Source organism: Rhodoplanes sp. P11, from assembly GCF_964266735.1.
Taxonomy (GTDB): domain Bacteria; phylum Pseudomonadota; class Alphaproteobacteria; order Rhizobiales; family Xanthobacteraceae; genus Rhodoplanes; species Rhodoplanes serenus.
In genome coordinates this window covers 1-16,347 of sequence record NZ_CAXWGY010000001.1, presented here as the reverse complement: position 1 = coordinate 16,347, position 16,347 = coordinate 1, and the positions used below count along the sequence as shown (strand labels likewise).

Here is a 16,347-nt window from a genome sequence, read left to right as displayed (position 1 = left end):
GACCCTCGCCCGGCCGCCGGTCCCGTGCTTCACTGGATCGGTCGCGAACTCCATCGGCCGGACCTTGTTGGTCGCGACTATATCGGTCGCGCCTCGGATTGGAACCCGTTGGTCGTTTCACGCCCGGCTCGCGTTCACGAGCCGCACCGACTTTCGTCTCGGACCATGCCATTCTAGGTGGTGACCGGCCCGGGATATTGATTTGGATCAGCCCCGTCGGGGCCGCGGCCCGCGATGCTGCCGGTCTCGCTCGAAGTGCATCGCCATGTTCGAATCCGCCAATCTCCGTCACCACGTTCCCAAGCCCGCCTACAAGCGCGAGGTGAGCGCCCTGCGCGAGGCGCTGCTCGAGGCCCAGTTCGAGCTGGCGGCGCAGCGCCGCTTCGCCGTGCTGATCCTGATCGCCGGGGTCGAGGGGGCCGGCAAGGGCGAGACCGTCAATCTGCTGAACGAGTGGATGGACCCGCGCCGCATCCACACCCGCGCCTTCTTCCAGCCGACCGACGAGGAGCGCGGGCGGCCGGACCACTGGCGGTTCTGGCGGGCGCTGCCGCCCAAGGGCGACATCGGCATCTTCTTCGGCGCCTGGCACACGGTGCCGATGGTGCGCCGCGCCCTGGGCGAGATCGACGACGCCGCCTTCGGCCAGGCGATCGGCGACATCCGCCGGCTCGAGACGATGCTGTGCGACGAGGGCGTGCTGCTGCTGAAGTACTGGCTCCATCTTTCGAAGAAGCAGCAGAAGCAGCGGCTGCGCGAGTTGGAGAAGAACCCGGCGACGCGCTGGCGGGTGACCGAGCACGAGTGGGAGTTCCACCGCCGCTACGACGACTTCGTCACGGTGAGCGAGCCGTTTCTGCGCGAGACCTCGACCGGCCCGGCGCCGTGGATCGTGGTGCCGGGCGCCGATCCGCGCTTCCGCGCCCTCACGGTCGGCCGCCACCTGCTCGCCGCCCTGCGCGAGCGCCTCGACCAGAAGCCGGCGAAGCGGCTGCCCGACAGGACGCCGCCGCTGCCGGCGCCGAGCGACCGGGTGACGGTGATCAGCGCGCTCGAACTCGATCAGGCGATGACCCGCGAGGTCTACGAGCGCGAGCTGGAGACCTGGCAAGGACGCCTCGCCGTCGCGGTGCGCGACGAGCGCTTCAAGTCGATGTCGGTGGTGGCGGTGTTCGAGGGCAACGACGGCGCCGGCAAGGGCGGCGCGATCCGCCGCGTCACCGGGGCGCTCGACGCGCGCCGCTATCAGACCGTGTCGATCGCGGCACCGAGCGAGGAGGAGCGGGCGCAGCCCTATCTGTGGCGGTTCTGGCGCCACCTGCCGGGCCGCGGCGGTCTCGTCATCTTCGATCGCTCGTGGTACGGCCGGGTGCTGGTGGAACGGGTGGAGGGCTTCTGCTCCGAGGCCGACTGGATGCGCGCCTATGGCGAGATCAACGATTTCGAGAACGCCATGGTGCGCCACGGCACCGTGGTGGTGAAGTTCTGGCTGGCGATCAGCAAGGCCGAGCAGCTGCGCCGCTTCAAGCTGCGCGAGAAGGTGGCGTTCAAGCGCTTCAAGATCACCGACGAGGACTGGCGCAATCGCGACAAGTGGGGTGTCTACGAGACGGCGGTGTGCGACATGGTGGACCGCACCTCGACGGCGGCGGCGCCGTGGACGCTGATCGAGGCCAACAACAAGCTGTTCGCCCGCATCAAGGTGCTGCGCACCTTGTGCGGCGCCATCGAGACCGCGCTGGAGCAGCAGGGCGGCAGCAAGCGCCGCAAGGCGAAGGCGTGACGGGTGACGAGGTGACGCTCGTCCCGCCCATGGAGAATGTCGTCGTCGAGAGGTCGTGGTGACGTCCGAGAGTTCTACCGGGAAAAAGTCCGTCGCGCTCGCTCTGCCGGGCGGTGGCTCGCACGGCGCCTTCACCTGGGGCGTGCTCGACGCCCTGCTGGAGGACGGGCGGCTAATCGTCGAGGCGATCACCGCGACCAGCGCCGGTGCCATGAACGCCGTCGCCTTCGCGGACGGGCTCGCCGAAGGCGGCCCCGCGGGCGCGCGTGAAAAGCTCGCGTCACTCTGGCACGAGGTGTCGCGCATGGAGGCGCTGTTCGGCCTGTTCTGGGCGCCGCTCGACCGCTTCGCCCAGGCGATCGGCCTGCCGCCCGAATACATGCCGTCGCATGCCGCCGTGCATGCGCTCACCCACAGCCTGCCGCCCGACCTCATCAACCCGTTCCGCCTCAACCCGCTGCGCAAGCTGCTCCTCGACACCATCGACTTCGATCGGGTGAACCGCGAGACGCCGGTCGCGCTCTATCTCGGCGCCACCAATGTGCGCACCAGCAAGCTCGCGGTGTTCTCGACCCCCGACATCACCGCCGACACGGTGCTGGCGGCGTCCTGCCTGCCGCCCTACTTCCCGACCGTCGAGATCGCCGGCGAGCACTATTGGGACGGCGGCTTCCTCGGCAATCCGGCGATCTTTCCGGTGGTCTACCGCGACGGCACCCGCGACGTGATCGTGGTGCAGGTCGGCGCCATCGCGCGGCCCGAGCTGCCGCGCACCGCCGCCGAGGTGATGCACCGCATGGCCGAGATCGCCTTCAACTCGTCGATGATGCGCGAGATGCGGGCGATCGCCTTCGTGACCCGGCTGATCGATGCCCACGAGCTGGACGCCGAGCGCCATCACCGCATGTTCATGCACTGGATCGGCGACGACGACGTGATGGCGAAGCTCGATGCGGTGAGCCTGTTCCATCCGGCCTGGGACTTCCTCTGCCGCCTGCGCGATCAGGGCCGCGCCGCCGCGCGGGCGTGGCTCGCCGCCCATTTCGACGACATCGGCCACCGCTCGACCCTCGACATCACCGGCAAGTTCCTTTGAGGCGCGCGGCGCGCCTGTTGCGCTTCGCGGCCGCGCATGACATCTCAAGGGACCTGGCCGTGCCGCCCGCCGTGCCGCTCCCGGCGCCGCCGCACTGCTACCCCCAGCGGCCCAGCCGCCACGCCGGTCCGAGAGCCCCATGTCCGATCCCGTGCCGTTCTGGAAGCGCAAGGCGCTCGCCGAAATGACCGCGGCCGAGTGGGAGAGCCTCTGCGACGGCTGCGGTCGCTGCTGCCTCAACAAGCTCGAGGACGAGGAGACCGGCGCCATCTACCACACCGACGTCGCCTGCCGGCTGCTCGACGACGTCACCTGCCGGTGCCGCGACTATGCCGACCGCCAGCGCCGGGTCGACAACTGCGATCGCCTCACGCCCGACAACGTGCCGCGGCTGAAATGGCTGCCGAAGACTTGTGGCTATCGGCTGGTGGCGGAGGGGCGCGATCTCTACTGGTGGCACCCGCTGGTGTCGGGTGATCCGGAGACCGTGCATGCGGCCGGGGTCTCGGTGCGCGGCCGCGTCGGCCTGTTCGAGGACTCGATGGGAGCCGACGAGCTGGAGGACCGCATCGTCACCTGGCCGACTCGCATCCCGCCGCGCGCTCGCCACCGGGCGGGGTAGGGCGCCAGGCGCGACAAGGCTCCGCCAGGCGGTCGGCCAACATTTGTGACTTTCATCCTCGTTTCGGATTTTAATCCTTGACAGCGTCGCGCTGCCGAGGTACCTTTCGGGCACGCTCCCAAATTGCGTCGAGGCCCGGCCTCACCTCTCCCCGCCGGGCGGGGAGAGGTCGGATCGCGAAGCGATCCGGGTGAGGGGGCGTTGCCACTCGTCGAAACACCGGGCCAGCGCCACCGCTACGGCCCCTCACCCGGCTCGGACCTTCGGTCCTCGCCACCCTCTCCCCGCAGGCGGGGAGAGGGAACGTGAGCGCCGTGCCCACCGCCAGATCAAGGGGAGCCTCGTGCACCGGGGGGCGATCCGGCAATGCGTCTTCACCTCTCCCCGCCGGGCGGAGAGAGGTCGGATCGCGCAGCGATCCGGGTGAGGGGTTTGACCGCTCATCGAAACACCGGGCCAGCGCCACCGCTGCGGCCCCTCACCCGGCTCGGCCTTCGGTCCTCGCCACCCTCTCCCCGCAGGCGGGGAGAGGGAGCACCCGTGCCCCCCTCACCCGGCTCGGACCTTCGGTCCTCGCCACCCTCTCCCGCAGAGCGGGAGAGGGAGCACCCGCCCCGCTTCCGGGATGGCACCCGGCGTCACCTCCCCGCCAGCGGGGCGGGGGAGCACCGGCGCCGGCTCCCCGGCCGGAACACCGATCGCGCGTGCCGCGTTGGTCGGGCAGCATGTCCCGGCCGCGGCAGCCGTGCACCGCCTCCGTGCCGCTGCGGAGCCGGGACCCGGACAGGGAGAGCGACGGCGCAATGGCAGCACCGCACGACGACACCGTGATCGAGAAGCCGGCCACCGAGGCGCGGCAAGGCACCACCGGGCACAATGTCCGCTGGGTGCTGGCCACCAGCCTGGCCGCCGCCGTCGTCCTGATGGCCTTCGTCTGGTTCCTGTTCTTCTCGGCCTGAGGCGACGGCGCGGCGGGGCATCCGCGAGCGAACCGCCGGGCCGCACCCGACGTCTTCGCATCCACCGGAACCCACCGCCATGCTGAACCTCACGCGCCCCTGGCGCGCGCTGCGGCGCGCTCCGCCGTCCGCCACGTCTGCCTCTGCCACACTCGGGACCCCTCCCATCCATCACAAGGCGTCGCGGGCGGCGCGGCTGATCCAGCTCGACAGCGGCGGCATGGCACGGTGGACGCCGCGCGACTACGCGGCGCTCGCCCGCGAGGGCTTCGTCGCCAACGCGGTCGCCCACCGGGCCGTCAAGCTGGTCGCCGAGAACATCGCGGCGCTGACCTTCCTGGCGAGTGCCGGCGGCACGCCGCTCGACCGCCATCCGCTGCTCGATCTGCTGGCTCGCCCCAACCCGCGCCAGGACGGTGCCGCGCTGCTGGAGGCGCTGGTCGCGCATCTGCTGATCAGCGGCAATGGCTATGTCGAGGCGGTCGGCCTCGATGGCCGGGTGCGCGAGCTGCATGTGCTGCGGCCCGACCGCATGCGGGTGGTGCCGGGGCCGGACGGCTGGGCGGCCGCCTACGACTACACGGTCGCTGGCCGCACGGTGCGCTACGCTCAGCAGGGCACGCTGCCGCCGATCCTGCATGTCGCGCTGTTCCACCCGCTCGACGACCACTACGGCCTTGGCGCCATCGAGGCGGCGGCCGTCGCGATCGACATTCACAACGCCGCGGCGCGCTGGAACAAGGCGCTGCTCGACAACGCGGCGCGGCCGTCCGGCGCGCTCGTCTACGCGGCGCCCGACGGCGCCGTGCTGGCCGAGGACCAGTACGAGCGGCTGAAGAGCGAGCTGGAGGCGAGCTACCAGGGCGCCGCCAATGCGGGCCGGCCGCTGCTGCTGGAAGGCGGGCTCGACTGGAAGGCGATGTCGCTCACCCCCAAGGACATGGACTTCCTGGAGGCGAAGAACGGCGCGGCGCGCGAGATCGCGCTCGCCTTCGGGGTGCCGCCGATGCTGCTCGGCATCCCGGGCGACAACACCTATGCGAATTTCCAGGAGGCCAACCGGGCGTTCTGGCGCCACACCGTGCTGCCGCTGGCGACGCGCCTTTGCGGCGCGCTCGCCCACTGGCTGGCGCCGGCCTTCGGGGACGACGTGCGGCTGGAGGTCGACACCGACCGGGTCGATGCGCTCGCCGCCGACCGCGACGCGCTGTGGGAGCGCGTCACCGCGGCGCCCTTCCTGACCGTCAACGAGAAGCGCGCCATGATCGGCTTCGGTCCGGTCGACGACGGCGACCGCCTGTGAGGCAGCCCGCGCTGCCAAGGAGCCCGCCATGACCGAGCTGGTCGCCACCGTGGTCGAGCGCGGCGACCTCGCGCATCTCGCGCTGTTCCTGTGGGCGTCCTCGTCGAGCGCGCTCGCCGCCTATGCGCTGCGCGAGCTGGCGGCGGCGGCACGCCGCTTCGACGGCTTCGTCCACGCCGTCGCCCACCTCAACGACCGCCTGCGGAGACGATCCTGATGGATACGCTGCATGCCGTGCTGCGCAGCCTGCGCGGCGAGACCAAGTCGCGGCCCGATCCGGTCGCGGTGTTCCGCGAGTTCGTCGATCATCTCGACCGCTTGGGTCGCCGCGAGCGCCAGGGGCCGCCGGCCCGCCGCGCCAGGCCGCGCCCGCGCCGCCGCGTCAAGTAACGCCGCGCCAAGTAACCCCGCGCCGAGTAGCGCAGCGGCGCGACCGGCTCAGGCGCTGAGCGCCTGATCGAGGCCGCCGACGGTGACGCCGAGGTCGTTCACCAGCCCGGTGGCGAGCGAGTAGACCCAGCCGTGCACCCACAGGGGCTGGCCCCGCGCCCATGCCTCCTGGACGAAGATGTCGGAGGCGACGTTGCGCACCTGACGGATGACGTTCAGCTCGCACAGCCGGTCCAGGCGGGTGCGCTCGTCGGCGATGGCGGTCAGCTCGGCGTGGTGGTCGTGCCAGACCTCGCGGATCGGATGCAGCCAGTGATCGACGAGGCCGCGGCGGATACCGTCCACCGCGGCCCTGACGCCGCCGCAGCCATAATGGCCCACCACCATGATGTGCTTCACCTTCAGCACGTCGACGGCGAACTGGAGCACCGAGAGGTAGTTCGCGTCCTGCGGCGGCGCCAGGTTGGCGACGTTGCGGTGGACGAACAGCTCGCCGGGATCGAGATCGACGATCTCGTTGGCCGGAACGCGGCTGTCCGAGCAGCCGATCCACAGGTACTCCGGCGCCTGCTGACGCTCGAGCCGCCGGAAGAAGTCCGGGTCCTGCTCGACCATGCGCTGCGCCCAGGCACGGTTGTTGGCCTTCAGATGTCTCAGCATGACGCGGCTCCCGGCGCGGGGCAGGGCGGGGTGGTTCGTCGTTCGAGACGCCTCGCCCACGGGGCGTTGTAGCGCCTCCGCGCGTCCCCCGAAAGGCCCGTCCGCCGATCGACGGCCGTTTCGCGATCCGACTTTCGTCCCACGTTCGTCCGCCCTCACACAGGTTCCGACGGAGCCGCCATGCTCGCGCCCGCGCTCTCGCCCCGTGCCGCTACCACCATCGACGCCGACGGCGTCGTCGAAGGCTATGCGTCGCTGTTCGGCGAGGTCGACCAGGCACGCGACATGGTGATGCCGGGCGCCTTCGCGCAGACGCTGCGCACCCGCGGCCTGCGCCGCATCCCGATGCTGTTCCAGCACGATCCGGCCGAGCCGATCGGCATCTGGCTGGAGCTGGTCGAGGACTTTCGTGGCCTCAAGGCACGCGGGCGGCTGATCCCCGACGTGGCGCGGGCCCGCGAGGTGCTGGCGCTGGTCAGGGCCGGCGCCGTCGACGGGCTGTCGATCGGGTTTCGCACCGTGAGAGGCCGGATCGATCCGCGCACCCGCATCCGCAAGCTCGACGCCGTCGACCTGTGGGAGATCTCCATCGTCACCTTTCCGCTGCTCGCCGGCGCGCGGGTGCGCGCCGTGCCGCCGGCGCCGGTCGTGCGCGGCTCTCACCGAGCGTCCTGATCACATCCACGCCGTGCGCGGCCGCCACGGCGCCGCGACGCCGTGCATCCATCCTCACCAGCAAGGAGACACCATGGACATCGATCTCGACCGTGGGCGCGCCGCGCCGGAGACCAAGGCCGGGCCGGAGGCCCGCGCCGGCCTCGACGAGCTGATGCGGATCTTCGAGACCTACAGGCAGGTCAACGACGCCCGGCTCGACCAGATCGAGCGGCGCGGGGCTGCCGATCCCATCACCGACGACCGGCTCGCCCGCATCGATGCGGCGCTCGGCGATCAGCAGCGGCGGCTCGACGAGATCGCGCTGCGCGGCGCGCGGCCGGCGCTCGGCGGCGACCCGCCGGCCGATCCGGCCGGGCGCGAGCACAAGGCGGCGTTCGACGCCTATGTCCGGCGCGGCGACGCCAGTGGCCTGCTCGCCATCGAGCGCAAGGCGCTGTCGGTCGGTTCGGCGCCGGACGGCGGCTATCTGGTGCCGGCCGAGGTCGAGCGCGACATCGGCCGTCGTCTCGTCGACGTGTCGCCGATCCGTGCGCTCGCCACCGTCCGCACCGTCAGCGCCAGCGTCTACAAGAAGCCGTTCATGACCTCCGGACCGGCGGTCGGCTGGATCGGCGAGACGGCGGCGCGACCGCAGACCAACAGCCCGGTGCTCGCCGAGCTGAGCTTCCCGACCATGGAGCTCTACGCCATGCCGGCGGCGACCGCGACGCTGCTCGACGACGCCATGGTGGATGTCGACCAGTGGCTCGCCGCCGAGGTCGACCAGGTCTTCGCCGAGCAGGAGGGCGTCGCCTTCGTGAGCGGCGACGGCATCAACAAGCCGAAGGGCTTTCTCGCCTCCACGGCGGTGGCCAATGGCTCGTGGAGCTGGGGCAATATCGGCTATGTGGCCACCGGGACGGCCGGGGCGTTCCCGGCCAGCAATCCGGCCGACGTGCTGATCGATCTCGGCTATGCGCTGCGGGTCGGCTATCGCCGCAACGCCACCTTCATGATGAACCGCAAGACCGAGAGCGTGATCCGCAAGTTCAAGGATCAGAACGGCCAGTATCTGTGGAGCCCGGGCGTCGCCGCCGGCGCGCCGCCGACGCTCCTCGGCTACCCGGTGGTGTGCGACGACGCCATGCCGGACATCGCGGCGAACGCGCTGTCGGTGGCCTTCGGCGACTTCCGCCGCGGCTATCTGGTGGTCGATCGCGCCGGCGTGCGGGTGCTGCGCGATCCCTACACCGCCAAGCCCTACGTGCTGTTCTACACCACCAAGCGGGTGGGCGGCGGCGTGCAGGACTTCGACGCCATCAAGCTGCTGAAGTTCGCCGCGAGCTGATTCGCCGTGGGCGGTGCGAGGCAAGCGAGAAGGAGAGCGGCGGCACCGGCGCCGCCGCTCCGGCTCGGAAAGTCAGCCCGGTTCGGGCGGCCGTCACTGCTGCACGTAGGTCTCGGTGCAGCTCAGCGAACCCCAGAAGCTGCGGGCGCAGACGCGCTCGGTGTTGTAGGCGGTGCGTCCCGGCATCACCTCGCGCTCCGGCACGGTGGCGCCTTTGGCGGCGGCATCGGCCTGGGCCGCGATGCCACCCTGCGGCGGCACCGGATTGGGGCCGGGCGTCTGGGCGGCCTTCGGGGCGGCGACGGCGCTGTCCTGCACCGGGCCGGTCGCGGGAGCCGGAGCCCCGGGCGCCGGGGACGCGGGAGCTGGGGCCGGCGCGGCCGCCTGCTGCTGGGGCGGCGTGGGTGTCTGCTGCTGCTGCGTCGCCTGCTGCTGCTGGACGGGAGGCTGGGCGGGCTGCGCCGGCGCAGGCTGCTGCGCCTGCTGGCCTTGTGTCGATTGAGCTTGCGTCGGCTGAGCTTGCGTCGGCTGAGGCGCGGCCGGAGCCGTCTGGCTCGGCGCCGAGGCGACCGTCGGCCGGGTGTTCGTGTCGTTGTCGTCGAACGGGCTGAGCCGGCCCGAGAGGACCAGCACCAGCACGCCGAGCACGGCGGCGAGCAGAATGGCCTGCATGACAGTCTCCTCTACGTCCGGGCCGAAGGGGTCGCGGCTCCAACCGGCCGTGGCCTTCGTCAGTTCCGATGGGCGGCAGCGGGTCGCAGGCGCCGCGCCGGCGGCCGCTTGGCGGGCCGGCGCTTGGGAGTGGCTGGCGGGGCGGTGGAGCCCGCGGACGCCGCCGCATCGCGCCGGGCGTCGTCGCGGCGCGGGGCACCGTCGTTGGCGGCCGCGCGGCGCAGGCTCTGCCGCAGCTCATTCCGCAGACCGACCGGCCGGTGATGCTTCTTCAGGAGATCCGCGAACGCCTCGTCGGCCAGCTCCTGAAAGTCCTTCATGCTGTCGCGGCCGAGCAGCACCAGGGCTTGCCACGTCTCGTCGTCGATCTGGACGCGCTTGCCCGGCATGCTTCGGCCTTCGTCTCGAGACGCGCAGCGAGCCGGCGCCGTGGCGCCGGCCCGAGATCTCCGGGGAACAACGTCAGTTGCGGCCGCCCGGACCGCCGGCGCCACCGCCGCCGGCACCACCACCACCGGCACCGCCAGGGCCGCCGCCCGGACCGCCGGCTCCTCCGGCCCCGCCCGGCGAAGCCCCGGTGGTGGCGCCGCCGCGGCCACCGCCGCGCTCGGCAGCCCCGCCGCCGGGAGCACCGCCGCGACCGGCGGACGAACCGTCACTGCCGCCGCGCCCGGCGCTCGCGCCCGCAGGCTCGCGACCACCGCGCTCGCTCGCGCCCCGCTCGGGACTTCCCCGCTCGCTCGGGCCCCGCTCGGGGCCGCCCCGCTCGCTGCCGGGAACGCGCACGCCGGGGGCGCGGTCCGCCGTCGGCCCGCCGCGCTCGGCGCCGCCTCGCTCGCCGCCGGACCGCTCCGCGCCCTGCCGGTCGCTGCGCTCCGGCTGGCGCTGCTCACGACGCTCCGCGGCGTCGTCCCGGCGCTCCTGCTGCCGCTGATCGCGGCGCTCGGCGGCACCGTCACGGCGATCCTGCTGGCGCTGATCGCGGCGCTCGGCGGCACCGTCCCGGCGCTCCTGCTGGCGCTGATCGCGGCGCTCGGCGGCACCGTCCCGGCGCTCCTGCTGGGGCTGATCACGACGGGCGGCGGCATCGTCCGGCCGCTCCTGCTGGCGCTGATCACGGCGCTCGGCGGCATCGTCGCGCCGCTGGTCCGGCCGATCGCCCGGGGCCCGCTCGCCCGCCGTCGGGCCGCGCTCGCCGGGGCGACGCTCAGCCGGCGCGGTCGCGGTGCCCGGCGCCGCATCGCCCGGACGGGTCTCGCCCGGTCGCGTGTCGGCCGGCTGCCGACCCGTCGCGCCCGGAGCTGCATCGCGAGCGCCATCGCGTCCGCCGTCCCGCGCCGCCGCCCGCGGCGGGGTGTCGCCGAGGCGGCCACGATCGCCGGCGGCCAGCGGCTCGGGCCGCGGCACGGTGCGTGCCGGCTCGATCGTGGTGCGGCTCTCGCGGATATAGCTGGTGTCGCGGATCACCCGGCTGCGCCGGTCGCGCAGATCGTCGACCCGCACCTCCACGGCGCCCGGCACCATGCCGAAGCCGGCCAGCACCCGCGGCTGCACCGACCAGGTGCGGATCGGCCGGCCATAGGCGGCCGCGATGTAGGCCGGCGGGATGCCCGGATTGACCGCGAAGCGCGGCCCGCGGTCGTCCACCAGCACGGTGCGGTTCACCACCACGGTCTCGCGGATGAACACGTCGCGCTCGCGCGGCGGCAGGATCACGCTGGTGACCCGCTCGGCGACCAGATCGCGCGGCCGCACGAACACCCAGTAGTCGGGGCGGTCGCGCACCTCGACGACGATCTCGTCGGGCGGCAGCGGCGCCCAGCCGACCGCGCGCTCGCCGCGCCGCCAGTCGACCCAGGCCGGCCCCCATTCGCGGCCCGGCACCCACGCCCAGCCGATCTCGGTGTCCTGCACCCAACGGCCATAGTGATAGACCACCAGGCCCCAGGCGGCCTCCTCGTCGGCGGCGTTCCAGTACCAGCCGTAATCGTCCGAATAGACCCAGCGGCCGTTGCGGTAGGGGCGCCAGTCACGCCCGGCCTTGGCGGGCACCCAGACCTCGCCCCAGCGCTGATGCCGATGCCACTTGCCGTGCGGATCGAGGGCGCCGCGGAACTCCGCCGAGACCTCCACGCGCTCCTGCGCGGTGGCCATCCCGCTCCCGATCACCGGAAGCGCGACGAGCGGGGCCGCGACCGTGAGGACGGCCGCCAGGGCGGTCGAGCCGAGCAGGCGGACGCCGGCGGAGCACGCCCGGCCGGCGCGCGGGGAGGGGGACGAACGCATGACGACACTCCTTCGATGTGATGTGCCGCGCGGGCGGCCGTTCCGGTTGGGTGTTTGGGCACGCGACCTTTTGGTGCAGGCGACGGTGACCGGCTCCGGGTGGGGACGCCGGTGCTCCGCCGGGCCAACGTGGCGGATCGGGGTAGGTTCCGTGACCGGCCGGAGGCCCGGGGCGCAGGCCGCTGGGGGCGGCGCGCGCGGCCTCAGCGCAGGCCGAAGAACGACAGGATCGCCAGGACCACCACCACCAGACCGACCAGGTAGATCACGCTGTTCATGCTCGCCTCCAGCATAGGATCACCGCCCTCGGCGGCGTTGGCTCAACCGGAGCGCCTGCCCGAAGTTCCAGGTTGCCGCGTCGACCGGCACGCGCCGCTCTTGACCACGGCGGATCACCCGGCTACGCCGAATCCGGAGTTGCTCGAACTTTTTTTTCAAGGCGGCCGGCCGCGACCTGTCGCTATCCTGATTGAGCCGGACGCCCCTTTTGGAGAGTCCCATGCGCGCATTGTTTGCTTTGCTGGTCGTCGTCGTGATGCTCTTCGTTCTCGGCAAGCTGCCCTTCCCGGCCAAGCCGCAGTCGACCCCGGTCGTCCGCCAGGCCGCCGTGGCGAAGGCGACCGGCGCCGGCACGGCCGCCGAGGCGCCGCGCCCCACCTATGTGTCGACCCGCGAGTGTGTCCGCAGCCCGTTCGGCAGCATCAACTGCAAGGAAGTCACCACGCTGAAACCGTGACGGCGGCGCGGTCGCGACCCGGCCGGTGCGGCCGGGTCCGCACGACCGCCGCCTGATCGTGCCGTGTTGCCGCCGGGGATGGGCCATGCGCCCTGCCGGCTGGTTCGACTGGAGCCGGCGCACCGCCCATGCGGCGCCGGACGCGATGCTCGTCGCCACCGCTCCTCGTCGATCATCATCGATCGTCATCGTCCATCATCGACATCGTTTGCTCGTTTGGAGCATTTTCCGGCGACGTGGACTCCGGTTCGCGCGTCGAAAATGCGGTCACGCAACGACGTCCAGAGCGGAGCCGTCATGCCGGACCGAACCCGACCGCGTCGCCGCGGGCGGCGCCGCCGCCCCCTCGCGCCGGCGGACCGTGATGTGCTGCGCCGCCGCTACGAGGCGGCCGAGGAGACCGTCGCGGCGCTGGCGGCGGCCTTCGGTCTGTCGCGCGACGCCGTCGCCGGGCTCGCCCGGCGCAACGGCTGGGTGCGCCCGCCGCGGACTGCCGTCCGCAAGCCCGCTCGCTCGTCCACCGGGGCGCTGTCGAATGCTGCGCCGCCGGATGCCGGGGCTGCGCCGGAGGTCGCGGCGACCGATGCGGCCGTGGCCTCCGCCGATCCGCCGCCACCCCGCGCGCCCCGGCGCCCGGCCGCCCGCCGGGCGGCGCGTCCGCTGGCCGAGCGGCTGGAGCGGGCGGTGGCGCGCGAGATCGCCGCCATCGAGCGGGCGCGGCGGGCCACCTCGCGAAAACCCGCCGCCGCTGCCGACACCGAGCGCACCGTCCGCAGCCTGGAGCGGCTCACCGACACGCTCGCCAAGGTGCGGCGCCTGCGCGACCCCGCTGCCGCGAGCGATCCCGATGACGACCTGCCCCGAGACATCGACGAGTTCCGTCGCGTGCTTGCGCGCCGCATTGAGGAGCTTGTGCGGAGCCGATCTGACGACGGCAGCGATGACGGCGCTGCCGCCGACGGCGCTGCGGCGGCTGGCTGACGATTTCGCCCTGTTCGCTCACCCGCACCAGGAGCACGCCGAGGCCGGCAATGATGGCGGCCCGTGGACCACCTGGCTGGTGCTGGGCGGCCGCGGTGCCGGCAAGACCCGGCTCGGCGCCGAATGGGTGCGGGCGCTGGTGCACGGCACCGCGCCCTATGCGGCGCATCGCTGCGGAGCGCTGGCGCTGATCGGCGAGAGCGAGCGCGACGCCCGCGACGTGATGGTGGAGGGGCCGTCCGGCCTGCTGCGCGTCGCCCCGCCGCACGAGCGCCCTCTGTGGGTGCCCAGCCGGCGGCGCTTGCAGTGGCCGAACGGGGCTGTCGCCCAGGTGTTCTCGGCCGACGATCCGGATTCCCTGCGCGGGCCGCAGTTCGATGCCGCCTGGTGCGACGAGCTGGCCAAGTGGCGCTACGCCGAGCAGGCGTTCGACATGCTCCAGTTCGGACTGCGGCTAGGGCCGCGGCCGCGCCAGATGGTGACCACGACGCCGCGGCCGATCCCGCTGATCCGCCGGCTGATCGCCGATCCGCACACGCGGGTGACGCGGGCCGGCACGGCGGCCAACCGCGCCAACCTGTCGCCAGCCTTTCTCGACACCGTCGTGGCGCGCTACGCCGGCACCCGGCTCGGCCGCCAGGAGCTCGACGGCGAGCTGATCGAGGATCGACCCGACGCGCTGTGGTCGCGTGATCTGCTGGAGCGCTGCCGCGCGCGGGCGGCGCCGCCGCTCGGCCGCATCGTGGTCGGGCTCGATCCGCCGGGCTCGTCGCGCCGCGGTGCCGATGCGTGCGGGATCGTGGCGGCCGGCCGCGACGCGAGCGGCATCGTCCATGTGCTGGACGACGCGACGGCGGCGGGGCTGACCCCGGCCGCGTGGGCGGCGCGCGCCGTCGCGCTGCTGCGCCGCCTCGACGGCGATGCCGTCGTGGCGGAGATCAATATGGGCGGCGAGATGGTGAAGACGGTGCTGCGCGAGGTCGATCCGACGGTGCCGGTGACGGCCGTTCACGCCACCCGGGGAAAATGGCTGCGGGCCGAGCCGGTGGCGGCCCTCTACGAGCAGGGCCGGGTGAAGCATGTCGGCGCCTTCCCGGCGCTCGAAGACGAGATGTGCGATTTCGGCCTCGCATTAGAAATTAGTGCTATTTCCCCGACTGTTTTACAGCGTTTTACAACATGACCGTTGACGCGACAAAGCCGCCCCCGGTGCATCCCGAGGGCGGCGATGGCGATGGTGGCGGTGGCGGTGGGGGACGAGTTGGCCGGGGCGCTATCCCAGCCGCCCCCCGGCGGCGGTGAGCAGCCCGCCGAGTCCGGTGACCAGGGCGCCGACGACGGACCGCACCACCCACCGCTGCGCCGACTCCAGCGCCGTCACGCGCTGTGCCAGGGCGGCCGCCCGGGTGTCGAGCGGGACGAGGTCGTGGGCCGTCAGCGCCGCTTCGAGCCGCTGGTCGAGGCGCTCGATCCGTGCCGCGTCCGCCTCCTGCCGCTCCTCGATCCGCGCCAGGGTGGTCGCGAGATCGGCGATGGTGATGCGGGCCATGGGATCAGGCGGCCTTCTTGCCGCCGTCGCCGGAGAGGAGACCGATCACGCCGGCCGCGATGATGCCGAGGTCGTTGAGCAGCGCGCCGACCTGCATGTCGCCGGTCGCGACCGAGGTGAGGATGTGGGCGAGCGCCAGCAGGATCGCGCTGGTGCCGGCCGTGGTGGTGGCCTTGTTGCCGGTGATGGCGGCGAGAATGGACTTGAGCATGGGGGAACGGTCTCCAGAGGAATGTCGCGCGCGCTGCACGAGCAGCACCAGGGCGGCCGCGGCCGCGCCTGCCACGACGGGGAGGGGGAGGCCGGCGAGCGCCGAGCCGATGACGACGGCGCCAGCGCCGGCGGTGGTGGGGAGGTTCGGCGGCGCCGAGCCCAGCGGGGTGACGAACTCCCAATCGACCAGGCCCTTGCCCGGCAGGCCGATCGCCGCGGCGGCGGCCGGGGTGAGATCGATCCCGGCCCGGTTGGTGCGGCCGTCCCCCTCGGCGCGCGGCCGGGCGCCGGCGGTCCAGTAGGGATCGGCCGCGCCCCGCCAGCTCGGATACCAGGGGCCGACGTCGACCACGTCGCAGACCACGGACCGGACGCCCCGGGTGACGCGGACCTTCGGCCGCGCGCCGGGGAACCGGAAGGGCAGGGCGACGCCGGGCCGGTCGGGATCGACCCGGCCGCCGTAGGCGCTCGCCTGTTCGTCGCCCGGCCCGCCGAACACCGTGGCGGTGATGTCGCGCTGCCGGCCGGGCGGCGGTGCCGTCGCCGGCGGGGCGGTCGCCGCGGGGCGCGCACCGCCGAACGGCAGGTCCCATGGGCGGGCGTCGTCGTAGGCCGACGCATCCGGCATTACAGAGATGTGGACGTGCTTGTCGTGCCGGCTCGCCCCCGTGTAGGGCCGCCACGTCCACGGCGAGATGGTCGACGAGACGATCCGGCCGTTGCTGATCACGTACTTGATCCGCGGGTCGCGCGAGCCGCGCAGGTGCTCGGCGAGCGCTGCGGTGTCGACGCCGCCGGCCGGGTCATGGGTGATGTCGATCGCCGTCACGACGCCCGCGCTGTTCGGGTTGTGGTCGCTCGTGCGCGCGGCGTGTGCGGCGTCACCGATCGTGCCGTCCCAATCGCGGCGGCGCGCCGGCCGGGCCGCGTCGATCTGCCGGCGCAGCGTGTCGAGCGACGCGGCCAGGCGCCATGTCATCAGCCGATCCCGCCCTTGGCCGGGTCGGGCGCCGGCGCGGTGCGCTTGTCGAGCAGGTCGGCCAGCTCGCGGAACGCCTGCTCCAGCGCCTCGATGCGCTCGTCGCGGGCCGT

General features: G+C 72.9%; 17 protein-coding genes and 1 pseudogene. 12 read left to right on the top strand and 6 right to left on the bottom strand.

The genetic code is table 11. The features are described from left to right. The first annotated feature begins 265 nt into the window (after positions 1-265). The 7 genes from pap to ACFQUV_RS00060 all read left to right on the top strand — a co-directional run bounded on the left by pap (position 266) and on the right by ACFQUV_RS00060 (position 6,153). Positions 266-1,783, top strand: coding sequence for a polyphosphate:AMP phosphotransferase (gene pap, locus ACFQUV_RS00090; protein WP_129607221.1), 1,518 nt, complete (start codon positions 266-268; stop codon positions 1,781-1,783). A 58-nt stretch (positions 1,784-1,841) separates the two neighbouring features. After that, positions 1,842-2,879, top strand: coding sequence for a patatin-like phospholipase family protein (locus tag ACFQUV_RS00085; RefSeq protein ID WP_129607222.1), 1,038 nt, complete (start codon positions 1,842-1,844; stop codon positions 2,877-2,879). Positions 2,880-3,018: 139 nt separating this feature from the next. Beyond that, the gene (locus ACFQUV_RS00080) at positions 3,019-3,501 is read left to right on the top strand and encodes a YcgN family cysteine cluster protein (RefSeq protein ID WP_129607223.1); all 483 of its coding nucleotides are present in this window, start codon (positions 3,019-3,021) and stop codon (positions 3,499-3,501) included. An 803-nt stretch (positions 3,502-4,304) separates the two neighbouring features. Then, positions 4,305-4,460: a hypothetical protein gene (locus ACFQUV_RS00075; RefSeq protein WP_165363752.1), complete on the top strand. Its 156-nt coding sequence runs from the start codon at positions 4,305-4,307 to the stop codon at positions 4,458-4,460. A gap of 79 nt (positions 4,461-4,539) precedes the next feature. Further along, the gene (locus ACFQUV_RS00070; protein ID WP_129607531.1) at positions 4,540-5,763 is read left to right on the top strand and encodes a phage portal protein; all 1,224 of its coding nucleotides are present in this window, start codon (positions 4,540-4,542) and stop codon (positions 5,761-5,763) included. Positions 5,764-5,791: 28 nt separating this feature from the next. Beyond that, positions 5,792-5,980 carry a hypothetical protein gene (locus tag ACFQUV_RS00065; protein WP_111388234.1) on the top strand — a complete coding sequence of 63 codons (189 nt, stop codon included), beginning with the start codon at positions 5,792-5,794 and terminating at the stop codon, positions 5,978-5,980. After that, complete coding sequence (locus tag ACFQUV_RS00060; protein ID WP_165363751.1) at positions 5,980-6,153, top strand: hypothetical protein; 174 nt, start codon at positions 5,980-5,982, stop codon at positions 6,151-6,153. Before ACFQUV_RS00065 ends, ACFQUV_RS00060 begins: the two co-directional genes overlap by 1 nt. Positions 6,154-6,201: 48 nt before the next feature. On the opposite strand, the gene ACFQUV_RS00055 is transcribed toward ACFQUV_RS00060, so the two are convergent. Further along, positions 6,202-6,813 carry a carbonic anhydrase gene (locus tag ACFQUV_RS00055; protein WP_129607529.1) on the bottom strand — a complete coding sequence of 204 codons (612 nt, stop codon included), beginning with the start codon at positions 6,811-6,813 and terminating at the stop codon, positions 6,202-6,204. Between the two features lie 180 nt (positions 6,814-6,993). Between ACFQUV_RS00055 and ACFQUV_RS00050 the strand changes: the two are divergent. Continuing rightward, a pseudogene (locus ACFQUV_RS00050) lies at positions 6,994-7,458 on the top strand (HK97 family phage prohead protease); the annotation flags it as partial. 103 nt (positions 7,459-7,561) lie between these two features. Then, positions 7,562-8,818 carry a phage major capsid protein gene (locus ACFQUV_RS00045; RefSeq protein WP_129607526.1) on the top strand — a complete coding sequence of 419 codons (1,257 nt, stop codon included), beginning with the start codon at positions 7,562-7,564 and terminating at the stop codon, positions 8,816-8,818. Between the two features lie 93 nt (positions 8,819-8,911). Here ACFQUV_RS00045 and ACFQUV_RS00040 read toward each other — a convergent pair whose 3' ends face one another. From ACFQUV_RS00040 to ACFQUV_RS00030, 3 genes are all read right to left on the bottom strand, one after another. Next, the gene (locus tag ACFQUV_RS00040) at positions 8,912-9,490 is read right to left on the bottom strand and encodes a hypothetical protein (RefSeq protein WP_129607524.1); all 579 of its coding nucleotides are present in this window, start codon (positions 9,488-9,490) and stop codon (positions 8,912-8,914) included. Between the two features lie 59 nt (positions 9,491-9,549). After that, positions 9,550-9,879 (bottom strand): hypothetical protein, encoded by a 330-nt coding sequence (locus ACFQUV_RS00035; protein WP_378393905.1) that lies wholly within the window; start codon positions 9,877-9,879, stop codon positions 9,550-9,552. Positions 9,880-9,952: 73 nt separating this feature from the next. Beyond that, on the bottom strand, positions 9,953-11,776 hold the full coding sequence (locus ACFQUV_RS00030; RefSeq protein WP_129607520.1) for a DUF6600 domain-containing protein: 1,824 nt from the start codon (positions 11,774-11,776) through the stop codon (positions 9,953-9,955). A gap of 499 nt (positions 11,777-12,275) precedes the next feature. Between ACFQUV_RS00030 and ACFQUV_RS00025 the strand changes: the two genes are divergently transcribed. The 3 genes from ACFQUV_RS00025 to ACFQUV_RS00015 all read left to right on the top strand — a co-directional run bounded on the left by ACFQUV_RS00025 (position 12,276) and on the right by ACFQUV_RS00015 (position 14,676). Continuing rightward, on the top strand, positions 12,276-12,512 hold the full coding sequence (locus ACFQUV_RS00025; protein ID WP_129607518.1) for a hypothetical protein: 237 nt from the start codon (positions 12,276-12,278) through the stop codon (positions 12,510-12,512). 297 nt (positions 12,513-12,809) lie between these two features. Beyond that, a complete protein-coding gene (locus ACFQUV_RS00020; protein WP_129607516.1) occupies positions 12,810-13,493 on the top strand; it encodes a hypothetical protein in 684 nt (227 codons plus the stop codon). After that, complete coding sequence (locus ACFQUV_RS00015; protein WP_378393902.1) at positions 13,453-14,676, top strand: DNA-packaging protein; 1,224 nt, start codon at positions 13,453-13,455, stop codon at positions 14,674-14,676. Before ACFQUV_RS00020 ends, ACFQUV_RS00015 begins: the two co-directional genes overlap by 41 nt. 90 nt (positions 14,677-14,766) lie before the next feature. Here ACFQUV_RS00015 and ACFQUV_RS00010 read toward each other — a convergent pair whose 3' ends face one another. Together ACFQUV_RS00010 and ACFQUV_RS00005 are read right to left on the bottom strand one after the other, a co-directional pair. After that, a complete protein-coding gene (locus ACFQUV_RS00010) occupies positions 14,767-15,042 on the bottom strand; it encodes a hemolysin XhlA family protein (protein ID WP_129610091.1) in 276 nt (91 codons plus the stop codon). A 4-nt stretch (positions 15,043-15,046) separates the two neighbouring features. Further along, the gene (locus ACFQUV_RS00005) at positions 15,047-16,234 is read right to left on the bottom strand and encodes a hypothetical protein (protein WP_207211528.1); all 1,188 of its coding nucleotides are present in this window, start codon (positions 16,232-16,234) and stop codon (positions 15,047-15,049) included. Positions 16,235-16,347: the final 113 nt, after the last annotated feature.

Bases quoted from the DNA above. Each gene is read 5' to 3' on its own strand.
- ACFQUV_RS00065 (WP_111388234.1), top strand. From the start codon at position 5,792: ATGACCGAGCTGGTCGCCACCGTGGTCGAGCGCGGCGACCTCGCGCAT.
- ACFQUV_RS00055 (WP_129607529.1), bottom strand. From the start codon at position 6,813: ATGCTGAGACATCTGAAGGCCAACAACCGTGCCTGGGCGCAGCGCATG.
- ACFQUV_RS00020 (WP_129607516.1), top strand. From the start codon at position 12,810: ATGCCGGACCGAACCCGACCGCGTCGCCGCGGGCGGCGCCGCCGCCCC.
- ACFQUV_RS00070 (WP_129607531.1), top strand. From the start codon at position 4,540: ATGCTGAACCTCACGCGCCCCTGGCGCGCGCTGCGGCGCGCTCCGCCG.
- ACFQUV_RS00040 (WP_129607524.1), bottom strand. From the start codon at position 9,490: ATGCAGGCCATTCTGCTCGCCGCCGTGCTCGGCGTGCTGGTGCTGGTC.
- ACFQUV_RS00025 (WP_129607518.1), top strand. From the start codon at position 12,276: ATGCGCGCATTGTTTGCTTTGCTGGTCGTCGTCGTGATGCTCTTCGTT.
- ACFQUV_RS00075 (WP_165363752.1), top strand. From the start codon at position 4,305: ATGGCAGCACCGCACGACGACACCGTGATCGAGAAGCCGGCCACCGAG.
- ACFQUV_RS00060 (WP_165363751.1), top strand. From the start codon at position 5,980: ATGGATACGCTGCATGCCGTGCTGCGCAGCCTGCGCGGCGAGACCAAG.
- ACFQUV_RS00015 (WP_378393902.1), top strand. From the start codon at position 13,453: ATGACGGCGCTGCCGCCGACGGCGCTGCGGCGGCTGGCTGACGATTTC.
- ACFQUV_RS00035 (WP_378393905.1), bottom strand. From the start codon at position 9,879: ATGCCGGGCAAGCGCGTCCAGATCGACGACGAGACGTGGCAAGCCCTG.
- ACFQUV_RS00045 (WP_129607526.1), top strand. From the start codon at position 7,562: ATGGACATCGATCTCGACCGTGGGCGCGCCGCGCCGGAGACCAAGGCC.
- ACFQUV_RS00030 (WP_129607520.1), bottom strand. From the start codon at position 11,776: ATGCGTTCGTCCCCCTCCCCGCGCGCCGGCCGGGCGTGCTCCGCCGGC.
- ACFQUV_RS00010 (WP_129610091.1), bottom strand. From the start codon at position 15,042: ATGGCCCGCATCACCATCGCCGATCTCGCGACCACCCTGGCGCGGATC.
- pap (WP_129607221.1), top strand. From the start codon at position 266: ATGTTCGAATCCGCCAATCTCCGTCACCACGTTCCCAAGCCCGCCTAC.
- ACFQUV_RS00005 (WP_207211528.1), bottom strand. From the start codon at position 16,234: ATGACATGGCGCCTGGCCGCGTCGCTCGACACGCTGCGCCGGCAGATC.
- ACFQUV_RS00080 (WP_129607223.1), top strand. From the start codon at position 3,019: ATGTCCGATCCCGTGCCGTTCTGGAAGCGCAAGGCGCTCGCCGAAATG.